The organism is Neobacillus sp. 114 (assembly GCF_030127045.1).
Classification (GTDB): domain Bacteria; phylum Bacillota; class Bacilli; order Bacillales; family Cytobacillaceae; genus Neobacillus; species Neobacillus rhizophilus.
The window spans coordinates 3,347,407-3,372,084 of record NZ_CP126144.1 but is presented as its reverse complement, the minus strand read 5'-3'; the positions used below and the strand labels follow the sequence as shown (position 1 = coordinate 3,372,084).

Here is a 24,678-nt window from a genome sequence, read left to right as displayed (position 1 = left end):
ATAATCAACTTATTCCAATGGTTTATAACAGGAGGTTTTTATGCCGAATAGTGAATTACAAGTCTTACGAGAAGAATTGCTTCTCGCGCGAAAATCCGCAGGTGCCGCGGCTGAAGAAGCGGCAAAGTTTAAGGAGCAAGTCAAGCTTGCGGAAAAGGAAGGTGCTGCGGCATCAAAGAATGCTCAGGATAAGCAGCATCGTCTTGATGATTTGAAAAATCAAACAAGTTTGCTGCCTTCCTTGCAAACACGCTTTCAGGCAGAGCAGGCGGAGGCAGATCGTTTGGCTGCAGCAGTTAAGGCTGCTACAGCTGAGCTGGCCAATAGAAGAGCGGCAGTCAACAGATTGCCCCCCATTTTTCGCCAGCAACAGCTTATGCAGCTTATGGAACTGGAAAAAAAACTGAAGGAGCTGCAGGCTCAGGCTGATGCGGCAGCACAGATAGCAGCGAATACCAAACAGCAAATAGACTTGCTTTCGCTGCTTTTGGGGCAGATTCCTGTTGCAGAAGCAGCGGTAAAGGCAGCCCGAATGGTAGAAGCTTCAACCACACTAAAGCTGAAACAACTGCAGCAAAAGCTTTCTGATGCACAGGGACGCATTGAGGCTGAAAAGGATGCCATCCAGCGCTATCATGACAAGTTGGAACAATTGCTGCGGCAATTAAAAGCAGACCTGCCAATCGCATTGTTTCCCGTACGGATTGAGACACGATTCGTCATCACCGTAGACGGCACTGACTTGCTCGTGCGTATCTACCCGGATGATATCGGTCAGGACAGCCTTCGCCGCGAACTGACACCGATTGAAATAAACTGGGGTCAAGCGTTTTGGCAAAAGGCAGACGAAGCCGAAAGCGAGGAAGAGACAAAGCAGGCATGGACCGAACTTGCTCAGCGATTTGGAGGAGAGCGGGCAGCTTGGATTAAAGAGAAAACCAAACCAGATGGAAACGGGCCCGGTGAACCTGCAGCCTCTGCCTGGGGGAGTGCTGCCAAAGCTGCTTTATTGCCCGACAGATGGACAGTATTTTTGTACAAGGGAGAAAAGAAAGCGGTGGTAGCCCGGAGCAACCCCATTATCGATACCATCGCGACTTCTCCATCCTCGGAATCAGGCAAGCAGCTTGGAAATAGCGGACTATTTCTGGACGAAGGCATCTTGTGGATGGCAGACTTTGAGCAAGCCATCAAGATCGGCATGGCGCTGCGTATTCGCCTGACAACGGAGCTGTTGTCAGGAATTGACCGGCTCGTAGTGTTGGGCGTAAAGGTTTCGCTGAATGAACAGGAATCTGCAAGTGATTTGGCCGCTCTGATGGATGCCCATCATTATACCCACGGTTTGGGATTTATTCCGACTGGCACCCCATCGAATAATACAGAAGAGGTTCAGTCTGGTTATGGCGAGCAGGATACCGGACATTGGAATAGCTTTGCTGCGGAATTCAACACCTCGTTAGTGCCGGAGGCAAATAGTTCGTTAGCTGCTTCCGCTTTTGGCATTCCGGCTGCGACATTTCAGCATGTGCCTTATGCAAACGGGGTGGATCAGATTGACGCAAAAATCATCAATCATGTGCTTTGGCCGGCTACTTGGGGTTATTTTCTGTTCCAGATGATGGATGGAATCGAAATGGAGAATGATCTTGAACGGTGGCGCTCCTGGTTTGCTGATTACGTCAGGGCGCGTGGTCCGCTCCCAGCACTCCGAGTAGGGAATCAACCATATGGGCTGCTTCCTGTCACCTCGCTTGATAAGTACAGGCCACTATTTGAGCCGGATCTCCTTATGGTTCACTTGCCGGAGGGACAACTGCAGCTGTTGTCTCGCATCGGATGGAATGTAACGCTGGACCGCGGCGTCAGTCACTGGTCGGATCAGTATAAAATTCCCGTTAATCTGTCTTCCATTTTTTCTCGAACTACCCTTAACAGCAATGTTAGGCCTGTATTGGCACTTACGGCAGCCGATGTGATGGGAACCGGTCTATCTGATCTTATTCTTTTTGCTTCTGTTCAAACAATTCTAGGACGTAATGAAGCATATCAGATTGGCTGGCAGGTCAATGAACAGGGGATTGCAAAAAGTTGGAGCAATGCTCTGACGGTACCGAACGGTCCGGCAGGAGACGTGGTTGCCAGTGCTGTAGTATGTGCCGATCTAAATGGAACAGGCAAGCCTGATTTGTTTATCTTGCGGGTAACAGTTTCGAGAGGAATCAGGAATGCATCTTACTGTATTGGCTGGGAATTGGATCAAAGCGGCAAGCCGGCCAGTTGGAGCAACGTGATGTCAATCAAGATACCAATCACAAGCAATAGCGTTCACATTGCTGCCGCTATTGCTGATCTCGACCAAAACGGTCGTCCGGAGCTGATCATCGTGACCGCGCCGGACGATGGAAGCGGACCAGCCCAATGCCAAATCGGTTGGGATTTGACGGACAATGGAGTGGTTACCCGGTGGACGAATCAGCAGATTATCCGTGATTGGCCAACCGGGCAAGTAAAAGGTCTCTGCATCAACGTAAATCATGCAGGAGTCATACCGGAAGTGAACGTCGTTTATTTGGCAGAATCCGATGCCAGCACTGTCTCTTATCTTCATCAATTACGCGGTTTTGACCGGGTGAGTGGTGCCATTAATGAATGGGCCGTTCGCCTTCTGACTAACGGGCCGGCTAACCAAAAAGGGGGCAGTTTGGCTTTAGCCCTTGCCGATGTGGGCAAGAGCAGCCGTGTCTACCTTGGTACGGCAAGCGGACGCGCAAACCTGCTAAGTGCTTTGCGCAGCATCTGGCGTCGTTCGCTGACGAACGTGCCGTACTATGGAAGGACCATAAACGGCAATAAGGACCTGGTGGAGATGCTCGGTATGGACGGAGTTTCTGGGAGCTATACAGTCCGTCCGGTTATGGGTCCACTTTATACAAATGAGCTGTGGAATTTTATGCAGAGGCCCCTTGACGATGTCTGGTGGAAGAACCATCTGGCAGCGGCCGAGACAGGGCTCAAGCTTATTGGCTTAGCAGGGAAGCCGAGGCTGGTGGAAATGGTGTTAGAAAACGAGGCCGCACAGCTTCAAACAGCCCTTGTACAAGAAGGAATATCGGGGAAAGGCCAAGTTAATCCCAATTATATCGCCGAAATTGCTGAACTCGATCCTCTAACCCTGCAAAATTCAAAGCCGTACCGGTCCCTTTTATATCTACTTTTAAAGCATTCCATGCTGTGGGAATATGCGGGTGCAGCCATAAGAGCGGGGTTTGTCAAAAAGGAGCAGATGAAGGAGCCCGAACTGGTCGACATCCCCGAAAGGACCACGATGACTCCGCTGCGCTTGCTTCAAAAACCGGCACCGCCGGAACCGGGCATAAAAATAGCGGACTATTTGCACAAGCTTAGCTACAAAGATCCTGCTCATCAAGATATTGCTGCCATTGCCGAGCAACGGGAGAAACTGCAGTATTTGGCAGAGCAGTCTGTGGACGTGTTGGAAGAGCTGCTAAAGGAAAGTCTTGATCTCAGTTCGCATAGGCTGGATGCCTGGATAACAGCTTGTGCATCTGAACGTCTTAGTGAGCTTCGCAGAAAAAAGCCTCAGGGCATCTATACTGGTGGTTACGGCTGGGTTGAGAACTTGCGTCCATCTCAGAGAAGTGCCAGCAATGGCTATATTCATGCTCCATCGCCGGCACATGCTGTAACAGCGGCTATTCTACGCAGCGGTTATCTTGCCCACTCTGGCTCAGGAAATGGAGATCTGCTTGCAGTAGATCTTTCTTCTGAGCGCGTACGGCTAGCACTATGGCTTCTTGATGGCATCCGTCAAGGACAGCCAATGGGTGCCCTACTTGGCTACCGCTTCGAACGTGGCTTGGAGGAGCGTTCACCGGGTCAGCTGAATAAATACATTAAGGTCTTACGTAATCTTGCTCCTTTGTCAGCCAATAAGCTGATTCCCAAAACCGGGGATGTGGAGGTTACAGCTGCAACCAGTGTTGTGGACGGTCTTGCGCTGCTGCGGCGTTGGCAAAAAGGAACGGAAAACGGAATTTGGGACATAGACACCGTGCCATTTGATGTTCTCGGAACAATGCTGCCTGCGCGTGGAACTTCCGATCATGCTGCGCTGGAGGAAGAGATTAAAAAAATAGCCGATTTAGTAGACGCTTTAAGTGATCTCGCTTTAGCAGAGAGCGTTTACCAAACGGTTCAGGGAAACCCTACTCGAACTGCCGCCAGCCTTGAAGGATTATCTAGGGGGGAGTTGCTGCCGCCTGAGCCGGAGGTCGTCCAATCCGCACGCAGCGGGATTGGTGTTACGCATCGGGTAATAGTGATGTTGGGAGATGTTTTTACAGACGATAAGTATCTGCAAAGTTGGGATTTTGATGAGGATAGACAGATGCGCGCTAAAGCCGAGCCGGCTTTGAATGCCTGGGCGGCCAGATTATTTGGCGACCCGTCCCAGGTGATTTGCAGGGTACTATTTGAGGATCCAAAAACCGGAACGTTTGAAGAAGATACCATTACGTTGAAACAGTTACGTTTGTCGCCGCTAGATGTTCTATATACTGCCATTCCTCAGAAGCCTGAACCGGTTTTCGGGTCTCAAGATTACAGGGCCTCTGCATCTGAAATTGAACAACGGACTCAACTTTTAGCAGAAGAGATGCGTCCAGGCATGCTTGTGACGTTGCTGCTTGACCGTGACGGCAGTTGGGGTGCAGATAAGCTCAGTTTTCCTGAGCTCTTCGAGATAGTTCGTTCAGCCCGTGCCGTTATTACTGCGGCCCGTGAACTTGAACATAGCGATTTGCTAGAACCTCGTGAGGCTGTTCGTGCAGATGTTGATCAAGCCCATGAAATTGATTTAGACGATTTCAAGAAAAGAGCGGACCAAGCTGTCACCGAATTGCAGAATCGTGTGCAATTGTTGGGGGATTTGACCACGAGTCATCCGTTATTAGTGGATTTGTATCAAGCGCTCATTCAGCTTTCTTACTGCATAGGGGATGCGGTTCCTATATCTGCAGGGGGAACAGTTAATGAAAAGATAAATCAGCTTCAACAGCAAGCATCATGGCTCGTAAATGATCTGTCCCAACTGGTCGATCAGTTGACAAACCTGGAGGCTGAATTCGACCGTGATAAGGCCTCGAGGGCCGACAAGGTAGAGCATGACCGGAAGCGGCTGCAAGCCATTTTTGGCGCAGACTTTCGCGTTCTTCCAAAATTAAAGCCGAAAAACGCTGCCCTTCTCAAAAATTCATTCGATGACAAACTGGGGATTCAAGAGGTAACCCCATGGTTTCAACGAATCGCCAAGGTACGCAAGGAAGTTGGAAATCTGGAGAGGTTGCTGCTTTATGCGGAAGCTGCTAGTGGCGGCAGGGCAAGAATCTCCTTTGATGTCGCTCAGTTGCCTTATCAGCCTGGTGATAAATGGGCAGGAGAAAAGAGTGCCCAGGGCGAAAAACTTGGTGGGCAATTGTCCCTTGTCGCTCATCGCCCTGGTGGATTTAACAGAAACGATTGGGTATCAGGTTTGGTGATTGACGAGATAGTTGAAGTGTTTCCTAATAAAAAGGAAACAACGGCGGTCGCCTTCCACTATGATGCTCCAGGTGCGGTTGCACCCCAGGCCGTACTGCTTGCAGTGGCGCCGGACGTGAATCGGCCTTGGGATGAAAATACGCTCGAAGCCATTCTGCTAGAGACACTTGAGCTTAGTAAACTGCGGGCTGTGGATTCAGCTGCCTTGGGTGATTTGGGACAATATCTGCCGGCACTTTACTTTGCATTTAACTCCGCGAACGAGACGATCGGGATGAATCTGTATGATTTTTCTAAAGAAAAGTCTTGAATAATTACTAAAAAAAGAATGTGAAAGGAGAATAAGATGCCCTCAATTACAACTTGGACCCGTCTCGAGCCGAGGACCCGTAGTGAAGCTATACAGGCAAGTCTGCAGGCCAGGGTTTATGATCCTTTGTGGATGCTCGCCCGCCAGTGGCAGTTTGGCGAATTTCAAGGTGAGGATAACGGCTCCCCGGTGGCTGTTCAATTGCAAGCCGAGCAAAGTCAGTTAAGCATGTTTTCTCCAGGAAGACCGCAGCGGCTTCCAATTAAAACTGATGCGAGTCCTTACGACAGTACGCTACTGCCACTAGAGACAATGGTGGAGCGAGAGAAAGGCTCCGTCCCCCACGCTGATAGCACCCGGAATCAGGTCGAATCGGGCCTTCATTTTTTACGTTTGTTAGGCGATACAATGACTATGAAATACAGAACGAAGTATCTTAAGGTATATCCCATTGAGCCACTAACTTCAGAACAGCGGCAGGGAATGGACTCTGACAGTATCCGCTATCATGATGTGTTCGCAAGGCGTACGGTCAACGGTAGCAGGCTGTACACAGATATGAAAAAAGGTTGGGATCCGAATAAGGGAACCCTCAAGCTTCCTGCTCAGCCGCTTATCGATCCAGCAGACCAGCCTCAGATGATAAAACTGGCGACGGAATGGCTTTCTTGGTATGAATCTATAGTCAGCCGGCCAGATCCATCCCAGCCTGCTGATACGTGGAAAGAGGAGAGAATGGAATACGACTTTGCCACTGCAGCGGCGGTATCCGCCTCACCAGGGGTTCCGAACGGCCAACTTGTTATTGTAGCACCGGAATACCAGGGAGGACGTCTTGACTGGTATTCATTCTCCGTTGATCATCAAGCTTACTTGTCCGTCCCAGGATGGTCTCCATCTGTAAAAACGATCAATAAGTCAGTTCTGCCTACGCAGGTAAGCTTTCCTGGGATGCCGTCTTCCCGTTGGTGGGAATTCGAGAATGCCAATGTTAATATTGGCGCGATTGACAGTCCGCCGGATGATCTCGTGCGAATGCTTATGATGGAGTTCATGTTGGTCTATAGTAACGATTTCTTTTTGATTCCAATGGATTTAGACGTTGGATCCATCTGTCAAATTTCCTCTGTTCGAGTTTGGAATACGTTCGGTGAAGCGGTACTGATCGATCCGGTCAGCAAAACCGAACCTACTGGCAAGCCTTGGCGCATGTTCCAGCTCTCACAGGATACTCGCGGCAATTTGTCGGTTCCTAATGATCCTCTTAATCTATTCTTCCTGCCTCCAGTGCTTGGACCAAGCCTTGAGGGGTCCCCGTTGGAAGAGGTGCATCTGTTAAGGGATGAGACTGCTAATATGGCATGGGGAGTCGAGATGGTCGTTGAAAGTCCTGCAGGTCTGCCGCTTAATCGCCACGAGGACTACCAGGACGTGCTCCGCCGGAAGGAGATGCAAAAGGAGATCAAGTCTTCTGGTGTGACTGCAACTCGTTCCGGTCCGTTGGAGTATCGGGTAAGTACGGTTGTTCCAGATCATTGGGTGCCATTCGTTCCAGTTCGACCGCCAGGATCTACCGAGGAAGCCAGAACGATTGGGCTTAAGCGCGGTACAGTCCTCCATCCCGAAAGTGGCCAACTAATCCAGCCAATCGGTAAGATACTTGCCGCCGATCCGCTGATTATCAAGGAGGAAGAGGTTCCACGAGAAGGAATCAAGGTCAGCAGGGCATACCAATATGCCCGATGGATAAACGGCGAGCCCTACCTCTGGATTGGACACCGCAAAAGCGTTGGGCATGGTGAAGGAGGAATCGGTCTTAGATTTGATGTGGCAGAGCCAGGGGAGCAGTTCTAATGGCTTCGTGATAGGTCGGGCGGAAGGTTCTGGAGGCTTCTAGAAACGGCGGAATCATTAAATTTTTTAAAGAAGTAAAAAATTAAAAAAGGATATGATCATAGCCGAATGTAAAAGGATTTCTATACCATGTGTCGAATAATGAATAATATTAATAATAAATCTATTCAGGAACAAACCAGATTCAAAGTATCATTATTTTGAATCAGATTTTACTAGATTAATAAAAAAATCGGAAGCAGGAAATTTATATGTTATTTGATTTAACCGGAAAAGTAAGTATTGTTACAGGGGCTAGTAAAGGGATTGGTAAAGCAATAGCTGTAGGTTTGGCTAAAGCTGGCAGCCACATTGTTCTCTGCAGCCGCACAAAAGTTGAGTTGGATGAAGTTGCGAAAGAAATTGAACAAACAGGAGTTGAGGCCTTAGTTATTCCGTGTGATGTTACGAATCCTAAAGACATTCAAAATGTAGTAGATGAGGCAGTTAAAAAATTCCACCAAATTGACGTACTTATAAACAATGCTGGAATAACCGCGAAAAGGCCGGCAGAAGAATATGACCTAAATGATTGGAATAAGGTTATCGGTGTTAATTTAACAGGTGTATTTTTATTCGCCCAGGCAGTCGGCCGTCAAATGATTAAGCAAAAGAAAGGAACCATCATAAATGTTTCCTCCGTTGGAGGGGAAACGGCGCTTACTGGGTCAATAGCTTATTGTGCTAGTAAGGGCGGCGTGAATATGCTGACCAAGGTATTGGCGGTTGAATGGGCTCCTCATGGCATAAGGGTAAATGGGATTGCACCTGCATATATTGAAACCCCTTTGGTAAAGGCCATCAAGGATCAACGAACTGAGTTTGCCCAAAAGGTGGAGGCAAGAACACCACTAAATCGATTAGGAATGCCTGATGAATTAATAGGGTCAGCTATTTTCTTATCCTCTGATGCTTCATCTTATATTACAGGTGAAACCTTAAAAGCTGACGGAGGTTGGACAGCTTTAGGGCTTTAATGCATATGGCAAAAAGACACGCCAGGGGACCTTTCTCCTGGCTTTTTTATGCTGGCAGAACCGTCCTCTTGGCTCCGCCTGAATACCTTACCGATGATGGGTTTTTTTGATTTTGTTAGAATTGTTAATCTATACAATAAATATAGTGTGTCACTTTAAAAACTGTAGTTTTATTGATATGTCCCCAATTATAATCCTAAATTGAATACCTCCAAGTTATCCCTGCTGATAGTCAAACTCCACATTTAAATTAGAATTGTTCTTGAACATTTCATCAAATACATCAAGAAAAGTGGTTACTAATGGCGAGTCCTCATTTTTTCTCCATACCAAAGAAAGGTCCATTTTTGCATTGTCATCTAAAATAGGTCTAAAAACAATGCCAGAGTTCCCATATTCGAGTGTTAAATTGGTAACAAGCGATAATCCCATCCCTGTTGAGACAAGGGTTAGAATGGTGAAAATGCCTTCTGCTTCCTGGACAACCTTAGGGCTAAACCCGGCACGATTGCAAATAGAAATGATTGTATCATAATAGCCCGGTTCGTTTTTTCGATGAGCCATGATGAAGGGTTCACTTTCCAATTCTTTCAGACTTAATGGTGATGTATCCCTTGCAAGGGGGTGAGTTGAAGGAATGGCCACTACAAATGGTGCATAGCCGACTAATCTTGAATTCAATGTACTGCTTTCAATTGCGGACAAACAAAACCGAGTTTTATCTTATTTTCGTATAAAGAGCGAATCTGATTGGCAGAAGACAAATGTTGTAAAACTACCTCAACTTTTGGATATCTTGAACGATAGGTACGAATTAATTGTAATAGTAACTTACTTAGGATTCCTGTGTATCCGATATATAATTGGCCTTTTTCACCTTGGTATATTTTTCGAACATCCATACTGGTTTTTTCAATTTTATTTAAGATTTCATAAGCTTGTTCTAAAAAATACTTTCCAGCAGGTGTTAATTCTGTATGGCGTTTTGTCCGTTTAAATAATTCAACCTCTAATTCTTTCTCTAATTGTGCAATTTGCTGACTAAGGGGCGGTTGGCTCATATTTAGACGTTGAGCAGCTCTGCCAAAATGAAGTTCTTCCGCAACGGCAATAAAATAATGTAAATGTCTTAACTCCATAAAATCCTCTTTTATTTTCAGAATAATATTTTTTAAATATTAAAACGATTATAACATGTATTAGACCCGTAACTATGTAAAATGGTACCCTTTTACTAAGAATTAAATATTATTCAAATTTTCAAACAATTAAACAAAGGGGGAGGAGTAAATTGGATTTTTCCATTCAAACTGTAAACGATTTATTAAACAATTTGTTTGTAAATCATGCTGATCGAACAGCGGTACATTTTCATTCACAATCACTCACATATCGTGAACTACATAATCAAGCCAATAGAGTCGCTCATGGTTTGATTAGGTGCGGAGTTAAAAATAACACAAGAGTGGCGCTGCTACTATCTAACACGCCAGAATATCTCGTAAGTGAATTAGGAATCTTTTTTGCTGGAGGAACAAAAGTCCCACTTAACAATATGCTCAGAGAGAATGATATTCTTTATATTTTAAACGACTCGGATTCGGAAGTTCTAATCGTTGAGGAACAATTCTTTCCAATAATCAAGAATATACAATTGGAATTATCTAACCTTAAAACGATCATAGGAGTTGGCAGTAAGGAAAAATTACCAGATCAATTTATCTCATGGGAATCCTTTCAAGAAAAAGAATCGGAAGCCTTGTTAGGGATTTCTACTAAACCTACTGATCTATCATTAATCCTCTATACCGGTGGTACCACCGGAAAGCCAAAAGGAGTAGTGCACACTCATCAGGGAACAGTTCTTACATTTCTATCCATCATTCTTGAAACAAATATGAGAGAGGATGAAAAAATCCTATTGACCACACCACTTCCTCACGCTGCAGGACTTTATTTGTACGCTGGTTTGGTGAAAGGGGCTCAAATTTATATTGAAAGTAAATTTGATACGGAAAACGTCCTTCAACATATTGAAAAAAATAAGATTACGTTTCTAAGTGCTGTTCCAACAACACTCTATCGGTTATTTGATTTTATGGAAGACAAGGAAATTGACGTTAGTTCCATTCGAACCATTCAATATGGGACTGCACCAATAACTGCCGCCCGATTGAGGCAAGGGTTGGAGATGTTCGGCCAGGTATTTCTTCAAATTTATGGATTAACTGAAACTCAAAGTGCTGCCACTTGGATGAAAAAGTATGATCATCGCATCGACGGCGAAGATACAAAAATATTACAAAGCTGCGGTAAATCAACGATCATGAGCAGAATTAAAATTGTCGATGAAAATGGACTTGAAGTAAGTCGTGGTGTTGAAGGTGAAATCACTGTGAAAGCGCTGACAAATATGATTGGATATCACAAATTACCTGAGAAAACAGCCGAAACATTGAAAGATGGCTGGCTGCACACCGGAGACGTTGGAGTTATGGATGAAAAGGGCTACCTTTATCTATTGGATAGGAAAAAAGATATGATCATCAGTGGTGGCATGAATGTATATTCTTCAGAGGTAGAAAATGTCATTCAAAAGCACCCAGATGTCCGTCAGGTAGCTGTTATTGGAGTTCCAGATAAGGATTGGGGAGAAGCGGTTACCGCCTTTATTATCCCTAAAAACAACCAATTGAATGTTGAAAATGTAATGCAATATTGCAAAACTAATCTCTCAAAATATAAGGTGCCAAAGTCTATTCAAATTGTAGAGGAATTCCCTTTAACAAATTACGGTAAAGTTGATAAAAAAGTGTTACGTGAACCATACTGGGAATTGGCTGATAGAAGAATTTAAATTTGAAGGGGGAGGATGAATTGAAAGACTATCAAACTATATCGGTAGAATGGAGAAAACCAGTTCTAAAGGTTACTTTCAATCGACCTGATAAAGCGAATGCTATGAATAAACAAATGAACGAAGAACTTGACGACATCATTACTGAGGTTCGTAAAGATACAGATTATAAATTTATCGTATTCACTGGCAATGGTAAGACATTTTCGGCTGGTGCCGATATGAATGAGGTTTTACAAGGAATTGAGAGTAATTCTTTTAGCTCTTCATTCATAAGGGAAGATCAAATCACAAGACATGAGTTCTTAAGAAAGTTTGATGCACTCGATCAAATTACCATTGCGGCGATAAATGGTCCCATGTATGGCGCTGGTCTAGCTCTTGCCATGGTCTGTGATTTTCGGATTATGGCAGACAATGCAACAGCCTGTCTTCCTGAGGTCGAACGCGGATTGTTCTTCTCTGGAGGGGGGACTCCTCGATTGGTCAATCTGATTGGCCCCGCTAAGGCGAAGGAATTTATTATGTTATGTGAGGCAATTGATGCATCAGAAGCTTTAAAAATTGGATTAGTAAATAAAGTAGTTCCATTACAAGAATTAACGGCTGCAACAGAAGAATTAATAGGCAAGTTGAGCAGAAGTCCATTTTCGCCTATTCGATTAACCAAAAAAATCGTCAATGCAGCAACCCCAAGATTTGAAAATCTTCTCTTTTATGAGCCGGAACTCCAAGAACAAATGATGCTATATGGGGAAGCTCGAGAAGAAATAGATAAATTTGTTTCTAGCAAAAGAAAATAAGCAGATTTTTTAAAGATAACTTAAGGAGGAAATAAAAAATGAGTAATGATAGTTTATACCAAAAATCATATTTTTCACGTCTTGGAGAATTTAGTGACTTAGTTCCTGATACTTTTAAGGCATTTGTCAGATTTGATTACCTTGCTTTAAAAGGTGGACAGCTAAATTCAAAATTGAAAGAACTAATAGCTATAGCTGTTGCTCATACCACAGGATGTCCCTATTGCATTGATGTACATGTACAAAAAGCGAAATCCCAGGGAACAACAAAAGAGGAAATGGCTGAGTCTATTATGGTAGCAACTGCATTAAAAGCGGGTTCGGCGCTTGCACATGGTGTAAACGCACTAAATAGTTATAACAATGTAGATGATGAAGAGTTGTTTAAGAAATCATATTTTAATAGATTAAAAGAGTTTTCTACTCTTAATGGCGACATTTTTGCTTCATTTGTAGATTTTGATAAAAAAGCATTAAAATCCGGATTGCTAAGTGTAAAGGAAAAGGAACTAATAGCCGTTGCTGTTGCTCATACCACAGGCTGCCCATATTGTATTGATATCCATATTAAAGGAGCAAAGAGGTCGAAAGCGAGTAAGGAAGAAGTGGCTGAAGCTATTATGGTAGCAACAGCATTAAAGGCTGGTTCTGCTTTGGCACATGGTGTAAATGCATTAAATGCGTTTGATGAATAAAACTAGTTTGAAGATTTGTCATCGATTAATAATTTAATTTGCACATGTTCGAATGAAAAGGGAGGAAGCCTCGTGTCCAAAAAATTTACTATTTTGATTACCATAATACTCATTATCTCAATTGGTTTACTGGGGTGTGGGAAGTCAGCAAATGAAGCAGGTTCAAAAGAAACCTCCGGAGATAAGAAAGTATACAAACTAAGCTTTAATGTGCAAATTCCAACTACCCATAAATTTCATACGGATGTTGTAAAGCCTTGGGCTGATCTCGTAGAAAAAGAAACAGATGGAAAAATAAAGATTGAAATTTATAATAGTGGTGCTCTTGGAACTTTGGCCACTGCTTATGATGATATAAAGGGCGGCGTTTATGATATTGGGTATGTAAGCCCGGGTCTTCATCTTGACAGTAATCTTTACCCATTAACCATCGGTGATTTACCATTTGGGATTACTGATCCAAAGGTTAAGGCAGATGTTTTGGGACAACTTAGCGACAAGTATATGAAAGACGCATTTAAGGAGTCCACTCTTTTGTCAATATCCTCTACGGACTCTTATCAGCTGTATAGTAAGGAACCCGTTAAATCCATTAAAGATGTCAAGGAGCAGAAAATTATTGCTCAAGGATCAGAAAGAATCGAAACTGTTAAAGGCTGGGGTGGCGTACCAGTATCCCTAGGGCTTGAACAAATTTATGAGTCGTTAGAAAAGAATACTGTTAACCAAACAACCTATACATCAGTTGGTGCCGTAGGACTTAAATTATATGAAGTTGCCCCGTATTTAACAAAAATTGACTTAGGTGCCACTACGCTCTTGTTTTTAATGAACACGGAAGCTCTTAATAAACTCCCTGATGATCTAAAGCAGCAATTTGTTGAAGAATTAGGACCCAAGTTAGGTGAAATGACTGGGGAAATGTACAAAAGCCAAGCTGATGCAGCCATGAAAGAATATGGTGAGAAAGTAAAAAGTAAGGGCGGTCAGGTGACTACATTAAGTAGTGAGGAATTAAAGGCATTTAAAAAACCTAGCGAGAAAATATGGAATCACTGGGCGGAAGAGGCAAATAAAAAGGGATATCCTGGTGACGAAATATTAAAGGAATTTGAAAAATTAATCGAAAAAGAGGGCGTTGAACTTCCTTTTTAACTTTTAAGATAAAACGTACCATTTTGTTGGTTTGAAATAATTGGAATAGGATCTTTTGAATAACGCAGTTTTCTATTCAAAAGATCCTTCTTCTTTTCTGAATTTCTAATGAAAGAAGGTAGAGTCATGCAGTTTTTAATGAAAGTTATACAATTCATCACCAACATCAATAAATGGGTATCTTTTTTTACTCTTACTCTCATGATGTTAGCAGTTACGTATTTTTCTATCTCCAGAACCTCAGGACATCCTGTTATTGGAGATATTGAGTTAGTTCAGTTTACGATGGTCTTACTCATTATGGGTTCACTTGCATTAACGGAACAATCTGATTCGCATATTTCAATTGGGCTAATTGTAGATAAACTTCCTCCCCGTATCCAAGCTACAGTAAACTTTATTTCCCAATTATTAATGCTCTTGTTTTGTTTCTTAATATGTTGGGTTTTTATTTCAAGAATGAACTTTTTACAGGCTTCTGATCTATTAAAAATCCCCTTTTATCCTTTTAAGATTTTCATCATAATCGGTTTTAGCGGTTGGGGATTAGAAGCCCTTTTAAGGTTAATGAAATCAGTTCGTAGCTTTTCATAAGGAGGAGTGAGAAAATGTCAGTGGAAGTGGTTGGAGTAATCGTTATTATTTCAGTTTTTATTCTAATGTTCATGCGAATCCCGATTGCTATTGCTATGGCAATTCCTGCAGCATTAGCTATCATTTATCTAAAGGGATGGAATACCCTCATGACATCAATTGATAGTATCGTATGGTATCAGAGTTATAGCTATACTCTTTCGACGATCCCTTTATTTGTATTGATGGGGCAGTTTTTATATACAGCTGGTATAAGTGAAGAATTGTTTGATACATTTCGAAAATGGTTTGGAAAGTTTAAAGGTGGACTCGGACTAGCAACGATTGGTTCTTCGGCTATGTTTGCGGCTGCCTCCGGTTCGAGTGTCGCAAATACAGGAACAATGGGAGTCATTGCTTCCAAGGAAATGTTAAAAGCAGGATACAGTAAAAGTTTAACCGGTGGGTCCATTGTGGCAGGCGGCGCATTGGGTATTTTAATTCCCCCTAGTACCACGTTTATCATTTATGGAATGATTACAGAACAATCCATAGGTGCCCTTTTAACAGCCGGTGTTATTCCTGGTATATTGTTGACTATTTTCTTTATGCTAACAATTGTCATTAGCGTCATCGTGAAGCCGAGTTTGGTATCAAATACTGTAGATGTAAGTGTTAGCTGGAAAGAGCGATTTATTTCTTTAAAGTCAAATATTAGTATTATCATAATGTTTTTAATAGTTATTGGCGGCCTGTATCTCGGATTATTTACTGCAACTGAAGCAGCAGGGGTGGGTGCTTTTGGTGCATTTATTATTGGTTTAATAAGGAAAAAACTAACATTTCATAAATTTGCTGAGGCTATTTTCAGTACGATAAAAACAACAGGATTTATGTTTGCTATTTTAATGGGCGCATTTATTTTAAACTATGTTTTGGTTATTACTCGTCTTCCTATTTTATTGGCTGATTTCCTATTTGATAAGAATCTAACACCAACAATGATTTTTATATTAATCATCATAATGTACATTATTTTGGGAGCGCTAATGGATACTCTTGCAATGATGGTGGTAACTATTCCTATTCTTATGCCAGTTCTCAAAATGGCAGGATTTGATTTAGTTTGGTTTGGAGTCATCATTGTCCTTGTAGTAGAAATGGCCTTAATTTCCCCACCTGTAGGGATGAATTGTTTCGTACTAAAAGGTGTTTCAGATGATTTAGAATTGGTTGATATATTCAAGGGCGCATTGATTTTCATGATTCCAATTTTACTTCTTATAATCTTGATTTATATTTTTCCTGAAATTGCGCTTTTCTTGCCTAATACGATGAGGTCATAAAGAATCAAACAACAGCCTCAATATATTCAGTTTGACCTTAATGTTAGACTATCTTTTTAAGTAGAGTAGTCCGTTCAAAAAATGGACTACTCTACTTTTCTAATATTTTTCAAACTGGAAGACAGAATTTTAAACTACGTAACAATCCATTCAATGGAATTTCCGACTTGAGCCATCACTTTATTTGATATTTGAAGGTTATTGGCAGAGGTAAATGAAGCATGAAAACCGTCCTCATGTTTCATTCCATGTCTCACCACACATATTCTAACAATATTTCTCCATGTTCCCTACGCCCGGTATCATGAAACCCTAATGCTTGGTAAAATCGATTGGCGTCTGTATTTTCTTCTTTTACGCCAAGGATGATGGAGTCGCTGCAGTCCTCGAGCTTTGCAAGAAGGCTTACGGCTTGTGATAAAGCCGCTCGGCCATTGCCCTTTCCTTGAAAGGACTGATCTATCATAAAGCGAATAATCCAATAGGTACCATCCTCCGGGTCCTTGCCGTACATCAGAAATCCTATCATTCTATCATCTAAATAAATTCCCATCGGTACAAAGGATTGCTCAAATTTTGACTCAGCCAGCGAATATAAATTTGAGGCAATAAAGGACTGTTGGTGAGGGGCAACCTGCAATTCAATGCAATCTTCCCAATTTTCGTTAGTTATCGGTCGCAATGAAATAGACATGTGTTTTTTATTCTCCTTTTAGTTTTAAAAAATAAATTCCAAATCTATTAGGAAAATTATAAATTATTAGGTAAAAGTTGTATATAATTTTTATATAAGCACACCTTCGAAGAAAGGGATTTTAAAAAAGTACATATAAAGGACTTTGGCAGCCAATCACAACTCAAGTTCGAATACCGCGCATGCCGTACAAGTCTTTGTTTAATTTCTTCTAACAATCTAACAAAATCTTAATTTTATGGTAAAATAATCCTGTGTTATGCGATAGGTCAAATTAACTACCTTTTAAAACAAAAATGCCAAGTGATTAAATTGAGATAAATAGTGGAGGGACATAAAATGGTTGACGAAAAAATTGTGGTTGGCGCAGGAACAAAGTACCCGCTTAATGGGATGTTGACCATTCCTGAAGAGAGGAATGGTACCATTCCAGCGGTGATCTTGGTGCACGGTTCCGGCCCAAGTAATATGGACGGCAAAGTAGGAAATAATTATATTTTTAAAGAATTTGCCGAAGGTTTGTCGGAAAGAGGTATTGCCGTCATTCGCTATGACAAGAGAACCTTCGTTTACGGTAAAGAGTTGAAACACGATAATGGATTGTCTGTTAGAGAAGAAACCATTGAAGATGCCATACTCGCTGCTGATTTGTTACGAAATGATCCACGGATTGATTCTAATAAAATATTTATCATCGGCCATAGTATGGGGGGGATGTTAGCACCAAGAATTGACGCGGAAGGCGGAAATTTTGCCGGCATTATCATTATGGCTGGATCACCACGAAAATTAGAAGAAATCATGATGACACAAAATGACCTTGCATTAAAGTCGTTGAACAGGGTTATAAGATTCATTGCAAAGAAGCAGGTAGCCGCTTTATCATCCAAGTTTGATAACATTTACAACCTAACAGATGAAGAGGCAAAATCAACACCCGTTTTAGGGAAACACGTTAAAGCTTATTATCTTAAAGAAATGGGTGAACACCCAGCCATTGATTATCTTAAGGACTTGGATAAACCGGTTTTAATCATACAAGGGGAAAAAGATGTTCAATCAACCGTAGAAGATGATTTTGAAGCTTACAAAAAGCAATTGGATCAAAATCCTAATGTAACATTTAAACTTTATCCAAACCTAAACCACCTATTTATGCCAGCCATCTATGGTAATATCCTAAAAGTCCAAAAAGAGTACAAAGTTACCCAAAACGTTGACAGCAAGGTAATAAATGATATCGCCGATTGGATCCATTCAGTTTGAGGCATGGGGACGGTTCTCATGCATCATTTTATGGTCCTTTAGAGAGTCGCCGAATATCAGACCGACATGTTGCAGCATGTACGGTCTTTTGGTTTGTATGGTAATATATTGAGGGATGGGTGTAGTAGGGTTTTTCGGAGGGGTGAGCAGTTATTCTCGTTATTGACTTTCTAATAGATATTGCAGGCGAAATTATTGAACATTTAATCCCCAATCCCACCGCCAAGTTTGAAAAGAACATTATCAGGTTAAAAGACGAGGCTTGGTTTTCAGAGCTAGAAAAAGATTATCGATACCAATATATTATTTATAACAACCGAAAAGTGAAGCGCTTTTTAAGCAACGAAACAAATGTTAAAAAAATTATTAGTATGGATTCGGAAAGGGAGCAATTCATTCTTCTGATAAAAGAAGAGCATGAAAAATTCGTGGGTCTGCGAAAGTAGTAAAACCGTTCCTCTAATAAAAAGGCTGTATCGCCATTACGATTCAGCCTTTCACTTAACATTCTTTTCATTTCTCCGCCAAACCATCAATTGAAACCAGCCGCTTTTCATCATGGGTCCCTCTTTGGGAAACTAACGCCATACTCGAAGTGTCTTCAATGCTTTCAATCCAAACTGGAATACCGTGGTACTGAACCGCTATTTCATTTTCTGCTGCCAATATTTCCTTGGCTCTATTTAGATCCATTTCCATCACCTCCATGTTATTTTTCCAAAAAGCCATAACATTATAAGAAAATAAACCAAGCACAAATTAAAAAAGCAATGCCATCACCTGTCGAAATTTTTTCGAAAAGAGGAATTTAGTAAAATTGTGTCTAATATTTAAGTATAATATTACTTTTTTATGAGGGATACGATGAGCAAACATTACGAGTATATTGGTTCAAAAATAAAAGAATTGAGTGGGGAGATTTTTCAAAGAATCGAGTCACCATTTGGACAAGATAATTTCTTCAACCCCATAGTTGAGGAATTGGATTTTCCAAGGCATTCAGTGGAAAACTTATTCATTCATATAGGAGAGTTCTTAATTAGCCAGACTGAAGAACACAAAATGAACTTTGTAAAATTTGTTGAAGTCTTTGGTCTTCAATTAATAAAATCTAAAGCTTCGTTGGATCAATCTATCCATTTCTTGTACTTAACTCGATATTCAATTATCGATTTGCTTGAACTAGAATTGCTTCATGAGAGGATTTCCATAAAAAACTACTTTGAAGTGATAAAAATAATTGAATATTTATTCCAGCTTATTTCCAAAACTCTATTGAATATTTACTCTGTGGAGATGTCAGACATTAAAATTGCCTTAGATGAGTCGAAAGAGGATTTAAAAATGACACTTAGAGAGTATGCAGATTTAGAGAGGGCCTTAAATGAAGCGACCATTTTTGCAATATCTGACCACGAAGATAAAATCTTATATGCAAATGATAAATTTTGCAATTTATATCAATATACAATAGAAGAATTAATAGGGAAAACACACGATATATACTCTTCTCACTTTCATCCGCCAGCTTTCTTCCATGAAATATGGGAAACAATTGAAAGTGGAAATGTATGGAAGGGCGAAATTCTTAATCAAGCGAAGGATGGGACAAAATATTGGCTAGATACAACAATCATTCCGTTTGTTGATTCAAATGGAGAGCGTTATAAACATATCTCCATTCAATATGATATTACTGAAAAAAGGAATTCAGAAGAAACGCTACGCAATACCGAGAAACTTTCGATGATTGGAGAATTGGCTGCTGGCATAGCCCACGAAATTCGAAACCCGTTAACAACCATTAGGGGATTTGTACAACTAATGAATCAAAATGGAAAAGAACCTTACTACTATACGGACACCATTCTTGATGAAATTGATCGTATTAATTTCATTGTAAGTGAATTGATGATTTTTGCTAAGCCACATCAGATTCAATATAATGAATGTAATATTAATAATATCTTAACCAGTGTGATTAAGTTTCTTGAGCCGGAAGCAAATCTGAAAAATGTGGAAATTGAATACGAATTTCCCATAGAGGATGTCATCATTTCTGGCGAAAGAAATCAATTAAAACAAGTGTTATTAAATTTACTAAAGAATTCTATCGAGGCTATGCCTTCTGGAGGTAAGATATATATTTTGCTGGAAAGGACAACGCAAAATATAGTAATCACCATAAAGGATGAAGGAATAGGGATGGAGACAGAACAGATTAAAAAACTCGGAGAGCCTTTTTTTACGACAAAGCAAGATGGGAATGGCTTAGGGCTGATGGTGAGCTATAAGATCATCCAAAACCATAAGGGATCAATTCATGTGAATAGCAACTTGAATCAAGGCACCACTTTTACTATTTCATTTGAAAGTCCTCAAAAAAACAAAATTGTTTATGAAAGCTAAAATCTTTTCTAAAAAATTGTTGCTAAAAAAAGATTCGCAAATATAGATGAAAAATCGAAAATAAAAGTCCTGGATTCACAAAGATGAAACATGGGGACGGTTCTTTTGCCTCACATTCTAGCGCATATGAGACATGAGAACCGTTCCCGTGCATCAGAACGCGACTTTTCTAATCGTTTCTTGTGTTTCAGCATAAGCTTTCAATAGACCGTTTAGCATTATTTCTTCTTTGTTAACTTCCTTAAAAGGTAAATAAACCTGTAACTGCTTGGAGAGAGGAGAGAGTGAAAGTTCAACTGTTTCCCGATCCGTCCAGTGTGCCTGGATGGGCTGGTCATTTGCGAATGGAAACGCTTCCGGAAATCCGTTTCGGAAAAAGGGGTGCTCATCTGCTTTTTCTATCCCAGGTTCGTTCAGACAGATATAAAGGGAGAGGTTATCACAAAACTTTAGAATTTTAAGGTGATACATGAACAGGTTTTCCATGTCCTTATTTCCCTTGATTCCCAAATCCTTAAATAGGTACTGGAGCCTTTTTCTTTCGTCCGTCACAAATTCCCTTGCAAGGGGATGGACTTCGTTCTGCAGAAAAGAAACAAAATGCAAACTGCAGAGAAGACTGGCATACTTGCTCATTAATTCTACTTCATCAATTCCTTTTTTATAAATAGCAGTCTTTAACGTCATGGGGTGATCGATAAATGAGTATGGTTTGTCTTTTTCGTCATTCCATAAAGGCCATTCATCAGCCTCAATCCAGCCGCGATCGTGTTCACTTATGGCTAGAACCACTTCATCTTTTAAATCCATTCCGCAAAAATAATCATTTTTCCAGGACTGTGCAAATATGCCTGATATCCTGGCGTGGTCATCCTGTTTTATCATAATAAAGCTGTCTTCCTGATCATAAATAATCATTTTCCCTCACTCCTTTCTAGAAATGCTCTTTCTTAATAAATATTTATGGGATTAGGAGAAATGCATAATTTTGTAGACGATTCGGCTATATGTTTTTATTTATTTACATGCAATTGGGGGAAGTCATGATGCCAAACTTATCAGAGTTTCGACCAAGCTCAGCTGGATTTAAATTCGGAAACAGCTTTCCAAATGTTCCGATAAAGAAATTTGATATTTTGGGTAGGCAGATTACAATTGGTGATGCATCTTATGGCCTTTGTGGCGGAATGGTTTTTGCTGTCATGGACTACTTTGAAGCAAACATGCCAATCCCCTCTAATCCGACAGCCCCATCCGCTGGTCCGTTATTTGACTATATCGTTAACCGGCAGATTAATAGTTTAAATTTGCCCTTGGGTTTTATAAAATATTTAGTTTTGATGAATCCTGTACTCCGGGATGATGAAACATTGGCTAGTAAAATAGGGGCTGCTCCCCACGGAAGGTCTTGGAGAATGATAATAAAGGAATGGCCAAGAATTAAAAATGATCTTGATCATGGAAAGCTATCACCGCTTGGTTTGGTAAGAATAAAATCCCTCAATCCTTTTCAGTTTGGAAAAAATCATCAGGTTCTTGCATATGGGTATCACTTGAATGAGAACAGTCTGTCCATTAATATCTATGATCCTAATTACCCGAACGATGATCATGTCACGATATCCTTAAATATTGGAAATCCCGCGTCCGCAACAACCGTTGTGCATTCAAAATTGTCAGGGCCTATTTATAGTTTTTTTAGGACAGATTATAAAGTTAAAATGCCGGTGGATAAGCGTCCGAATCGATAAATAATATAAGCCGTTTTTTCGAGCTATGGAGAAAAAACGGCTTTTTCTAGTCAACAGGGGACATCAAATCTCAATGACTTTGATTGTCGAAAAAATCTCTTCTTCCACTGATTGGTGATTCCATTCATGTGGATAGTATCCTAACGGGTTGCAGATCATTTCGATTCCGTTATAGTGCTCATGGTATCTGGTATGGATATGGCCAAAAATATATTTTTTTACACCATATTTCAATGCCAATTCACCAAAGCGTTCACTGCCCATCATGGCGTTGAAAAAGTCCCAAGAAGGGTCATTCTTCACTTGCAAGAATTTTTGAAAGGGAACGACATGGGTGACCATGATGATATTTTTCCCGCGATACTCGTGCAGCCACTTCTCCAGCTTTTGGACGTAGCGGTCCGTTTCTTCGCCATCCGAACCTGGCCAATGGGCATATTGCTTATCCGGCCAGGTAAAGTCGTTGAACGTGCCGATCCTAAATTGTTCTTCCGTGTACCCTTCAATTTGATAACTATAATCATACCAACCGCCATCACCAATAACGACCCAGTCCCCATTTAATTCAACCGGGCCATTTCCAAGATTCCCTGGGAATTGAAGCAATTTTTCATAAGCCGCCTGCGAATCTTCATGATAGACATCATGGTTACCGTGGACAAATAAGAACTTAGTCTTCGGAAAATCATGTTGAAGCTTATTCAAAAAAGCAAGGCTTTTATCCGGACCCGCTGTCATATCACCGCTGATCATAAACACATCGGGCCGATTGATTTCTATCCATTTATACAAAACATCCATGATTTGGCTCTGAGTCCGTTTTCGATTCAAGCCTTCATGAATATCTGACAAAATCGCGATTTTCATCTACAGTCCTCCCTGTAAAAATAGTCCTTCATACAATTTCTTTAAAACCAATCCAATTTCCTTTATTAAAGCAAAAAAGTGCCGGGCACCACCCATTTAAGAGTAGTGCCCGGCACCTTTTAAAAATTACCACCATATTTGCGGTGCTTCCGTTTCTTGAATAGAAGGGATAATCTGTTCATCATTTTCCCAATTCAATTGCTCCAAAAATTGAAACACATCTTCCTCGACACGATTTCGTTCATCATCGAGTGTAATGATATGGCCCGAATTCTCATACCACTTGATTTCTTTTTTGGCAGATTGAATCCCGTTGAATATGATTTGCGGGCTTTCCATATCAATAATATCATCAAGCCTGCCTTGAACGATGCAAGTTGGGACTTTTATTTTATGCAGCTGAGAGGAAACATCGGATACTAGCCTCAGTAAACCTTCGACCGCCGGCATACTGTTATCCTGAAATGCACTCAATTCGCTATTGATCTCTTGTTCTGTCTTTTCTTGTAACTCCTTGTACTGTTTAGCATAGGCACGTACCATGTTCGGCAGTGTTTCTTTATTTTTGAATCCCAATGGTGCACACATCGGGACAACACCAACAAGCGGGGCCTCGGTAGCGAGCTTTAAAGAAAAAACTCCACCAAGTGAGATTCCCGCTGCTGCGATTTTTTCGTAGCCTTTATTTTTTAACAGCTGATAACCCTCCAATACACTTTTCCACCAATCATCCGATGTGGAGTTCATAAGCTCTTCAGGCGGGGCGCTGCCATGTCCTTTATATAGGGGCGCATGGGAGGAGTAGCCTTTTTCTTCTAAAAAACGGCCTAACATTCGTATATCTGTTGTGTTGCCGGTAAAACCATGAAGAAGCAAAACTGCGCGGTCGCCGCTTTCAAAGGTAAACGGTTCGGGTGCTTTTAATTGCATGTCCTAACTCCTTTAACTGAAATATTTTTGTTAGTTTTTGTCTCCCTTTAGCAATTCATTACAAAATTACTTATGTAGATAAAGCCAGTGTTTATAATGGATTGAATAACAAAAAACAGCATCAGTTAAGACTGATGCTGTGGGGTTGAAAAGTATTCCTTTGCCGTTATTGATTGTTGGATTTTGCTTTCTCTTCATTGTGCTGTCTGATAATTTTATAACTTGTAAGTGCTGCATCACCTAAAATTCCGGCAATTAGCGAGAAGAAGATATTCTCGATAAAGGAATTAGGAGCGGTATAAAAAACGAGAAGAAGCGCAGCAATGGCACCTAGAAGCATTTCCTCAAGAAACCCGAGATAAAGAAACTTTTTAGTTCGGCGCGGCATAATAATTTTCCCATGCTTCCGAACATGTCCCAAAATACCAACTGTCCCACCAATTAATAAAGAGAAAATAATGTTTACTAACACCTGTTTCTCACTCTCCTTAAGCCTAATTTTTTGGACCTAAGGTAAATCTTGGTGTATTACCATTATACTAAACTTGGAAACTCACTAGTATATGAAAAAAATACTGATATTTGATATC

The 24,678-nt window shown here is 41.2% G+C and carries 20 protein-coding genes; 12 read left to right on the top strand and 8 right to left on the bottom strand.

Features of this window, described 5'->3' with window-relative positions; translation table 11 throughout:
- Window positions 1-40: 40 nt before the first annotated feature.
- From QNN06_RS16455 to QNN06_RS16445, 3 genes are all read left to right on the top strand, one after another.
- Window positions 41-5,872 (top strand): hypothetical protein, encoded by a 5,832-nt coding sequence (locus tag QNN06_RS16455; protein ID WP_284035457.1) that lies wholly within the window; start codon window positions 41-43, stop codon window positions 5,870-5,872.
- A 189-nt stretch (window positions 5,873-6,061) separates the two neighbouring features.
- A complete protein-coding gene (locus QNN06_RS16450) occupies window positions 6,062-7,726 on the top strand; it encodes a hypothetical protein (protein WP_284035456.1) in 1,665 nt (554 codons plus the stop codon).
- A gap of 251 nt (window positions 7,727-7,977) precedes the next feature.
- Window positions 7,978-8,742 (top strand): SDR family NAD(P)-dependent oxidoreductase, encoded by a 765-nt coding sequence (locus QNN06_RS16445; RefSeq protein WP_284035455.1) that lies wholly within the window; start codon window positions 7,978-7,980, stop codon window positions 8,740-8,742.
- 216 nt (window positions 8,743-8,958) lie between these two features.
- Here QNN06_RS16445 and QNN06_RS16440 read toward each other — a convergent pair whose 3' ends face one another.
- Together QNN06_RS16440 and QNN06_RS16435 are read right to left on the bottom strand one after the other, a co-directional pair.
- On the bottom strand, window positions 8,959-9,423 hold the full coding sequence (locus QNN06_RS16440; RefSeq protein ID WP_284035454.1) for a LysR family substrate-binding domain-containing protein: 465 nt from the start codon (window positions 9,421-9,423) through the stop codon (window positions 8,959-8,961).
- On the bottom strand, window positions 9,420-9,881 hold the full coding sequence (locus tag QNN06_RS16435; RefSeq protein WP_284035453.1) for a LysR family transcriptional regulator: 462 nt from the start codon (window positions 9,879-9,881) through the stop codon (window positions 9,420-9,422). Before QNN06_RS16435 ends, QNN06_RS16440 begins: the two co-directional genes overlap by 4 nt.
- A 152-nt stretch (window positions 9,882-10,033) precedes the next feature.
- Between QNN06_RS16435 and QNN06_RS16430 the strand changes: the two genes are divergently transcribed.
- The 6 genes from QNN06_RS16430 (at window position 10,034) to QNN06_RS16405 (ending at window position 16,171) form a co-directional block, all read left to right on the top strand.
- Window positions 10,034-11,599, top strand: a complete 1,566-nt coding sequence (locus QNN06_RS16430; RefSeq protein WP_284035452.1) for a class I adenylate-forming enzyme family protein — start codon at window positions 10,034-10,036, stop codon at window positions 11,597-11,599.
- A 20-nt stretch (window positions 11,600-11,619) separates the two neighbouring features.
- Window positions 11,620-12,402 carry an enoyl-CoA hydratase/isomerase family protein gene (locus QNN06_RS16425; RefSeq protein WP_213119689.1) on the top strand — a complete coding sequence of 261 codons (783 nt, stop codon included), beginning with the start codon at window positions 11,620-11,622 and terminating at the stop codon, window positions 12,400-12,402.
- A gap of 38 nt (window positions 12,403-12,440) precedes the next feature.
- Complete coding sequence (locus QNN06_RS16420) at window positions 12,441-13,097, top strand: carboxymuconolactone decarboxylase family protein (RefSeq protein ID WP_284035451.1); 657 nt, start codon at window positions 12,441-12,443, stop codon at window positions 13,095-13,097.
- A 72-nt stretch (window positions 13,098-13,169) separates the two neighbouring features.
- Window positions 13,170-14,252 carry a TRAP transporter substrate-binding protein DctP gene (gene dctP, locus QNN06_RS16415; RefSeq protein ID WP_284035450.1) on the top strand — a complete coding sequence of 361 codons (1,083 nt, stop codon included), beginning with the start codon at window positions 13,170-13,172 and terminating at the stop codon, window positions 14,250-14,252.
- A 126-nt stretch (window positions 14,253-14,378) separates the two neighbouring features.
- Window positions 14,379-14,846 carry a TRAP transporter small permease gene (locus QNN06_RS16410; protein WP_284035449.1) on the top strand — a complete coding sequence of 156 codons (468 nt, stop codon included), beginning with the start codon at window positions 14,379-14,381 and terminating at the stop codon, window positions 14,844-14,846.
- A 14-nt stretch (window positions 14,847-14,860) separates the two neighbouring features.
- On the top strand, window positions 14,861-16,171 hold the full coding sequence (locus QNN06_RS16405) for a TRAP transporter large permease (RefSeq protein WP_213119693.1): 1,311 nt from the start codon (window positions 14,861-14,863) through the stop codon (window positions 16,169-16,171).
- Between the two features lie 253 nt (window positions 16,172-16,424).
- On the opposite strand, the gene QNN06_RS16400 is transcribed toward QNN06_RS16405, so the two are convergent.
- Complete coding sequence (locus QNN06_RS16400) at window positions 16,425-16,865, bottom strand: GNAT family N-acetyltransferase (protein WP_284035448.1); 441 nt, start codon at window positions 16,863-16,865, stop codon at window positions 16,425-16,427.
- A 339-nt stretch (window positions 16,866-17,204) separates the two neighbouring features.
- Here QNN06_RS16400 and QNN06_RS16395 point away from each other — a divergent pair, with 339 nt between their 5' ends.
- The gene (locus QNN06_RS16395; protein ID WP_284035447.1) at window positions 17,205-18,131 is read left to right on the top strand and encodes an alpha/beta hydrolase family protein; all 927 of its coding nucleotides are present in this window, start codon (window positions 17,205-17,207) and stop codon (window positions 18,129-18,131) included.
- Window positions 18,132-18,644: 513 nt separating this feature from the next.
- Here QNN06_RS16395 and QNN06_RS16390 read toward each other — a convergent pair.
- Window positions 18,645-18,824: a small, acid-soluble spore protein, H family gene (locus QNN06_RS16390; RefSeq protein ID WP_217037063.1), complete on the bottom strand. Its 180-nt coding sequence runs from the start codon at window positions 18,822-18,824 to the stop codon at window positions 18,645-18,647.
- A 171-nt stretch (window positions 18,825-18,995) separates the two neighbouring features.
- Between QNN06_RS16390 and QNN06_RS16385 the strand changes: the two genes are divergently transcribed.
- The gene (locus QNN06_RS16385) at window positions 18,996-20,540 is read left to right on the top strand and encodes an ATP-binding protein (RefSeq protein WP_284035446.1); all 1,545 of its coding nucleotides are present in this window, start codon (window positions 18,996-18,998) and stop codon (window positions 20,538-20,540) included.
- Between the two features lie 153 nt (window positions 20,541-20,693).
- Here QNN06_RS16385 and QNN06_RS16380 read toward each other — a convergent pair whose 3' ends face one another.
- The gene (locus QNN06_RS16380; RefSeq protein ID WP_284035445.1) at window positions 20,694-21,458 is read right to left on the bottom strand and encodes a DUF3891 family protein; all 765 of its coding nucleotides are present in this window, start codon (window positions 21,456-21,458) and stop codon (window positions 20,694-20,696) included.
- A gap of 128 nt (window positions 21,459-21,586) precedes the next feature.
- Between QNN06_RS16380 and QNN06_RS16375 the strand changes: the two genes are divergently transcribed.
- The gene (locus QNN06_RS16375; protein ID WP_217037067.1) at window positions 21,587-22,291 is read left to right on the top strand and encodes a hypothetical protein; all 705 of its coding nucleotides are present in this window, start codon (window positions 21,587-21,589) and stop codon (window positions 22,289-22,291) included.
- 63 nt (window positions 22,292-22,354) lie between these two features.
- Here QNN06_RS16375 and QNN06_RS16370 read toward each other — a convergent pair whose 3' ends face one another.
- From QNN06_RS16370 to QNN06_RS16360, 3 genes are all read right to left on the bottom strand, one after another.
- Entirely contained in the window at window positions 22,355-23,158 is an 804-nt protein-coding gene (locus QNN06_RS16370; protein WP_217037068.1) for a metallophosphoesterase, read from the bottom strand.
- Between the two features lie 126 nt (window positions 23,159-23,284).
- Complete coding sequence (locus QNN06_RS16365; protein WP_217037069.1) at window positions 23,285-24,088, bottom strand: alpha/beta hydrolase; 804 nt, start codon at window positions 24,086-24,088, stop codon at window positions 23,285-23,287.
- A gap of 166 nt (window positions 24,089-24,254) precedes the next feature.
- Complete coding sequence (locus QNN06_RS16360) at window positions 24,255-24,560, bottom strand: DUF4257 domain-containing protein (protein WP_213119703.1); 306 nt, start codon at window positions 24,558-24,560, stop codon at window positions 24,255-24,257.
- Window positions 24,561-24,678 lie beyond the last annotated feature (118 nt).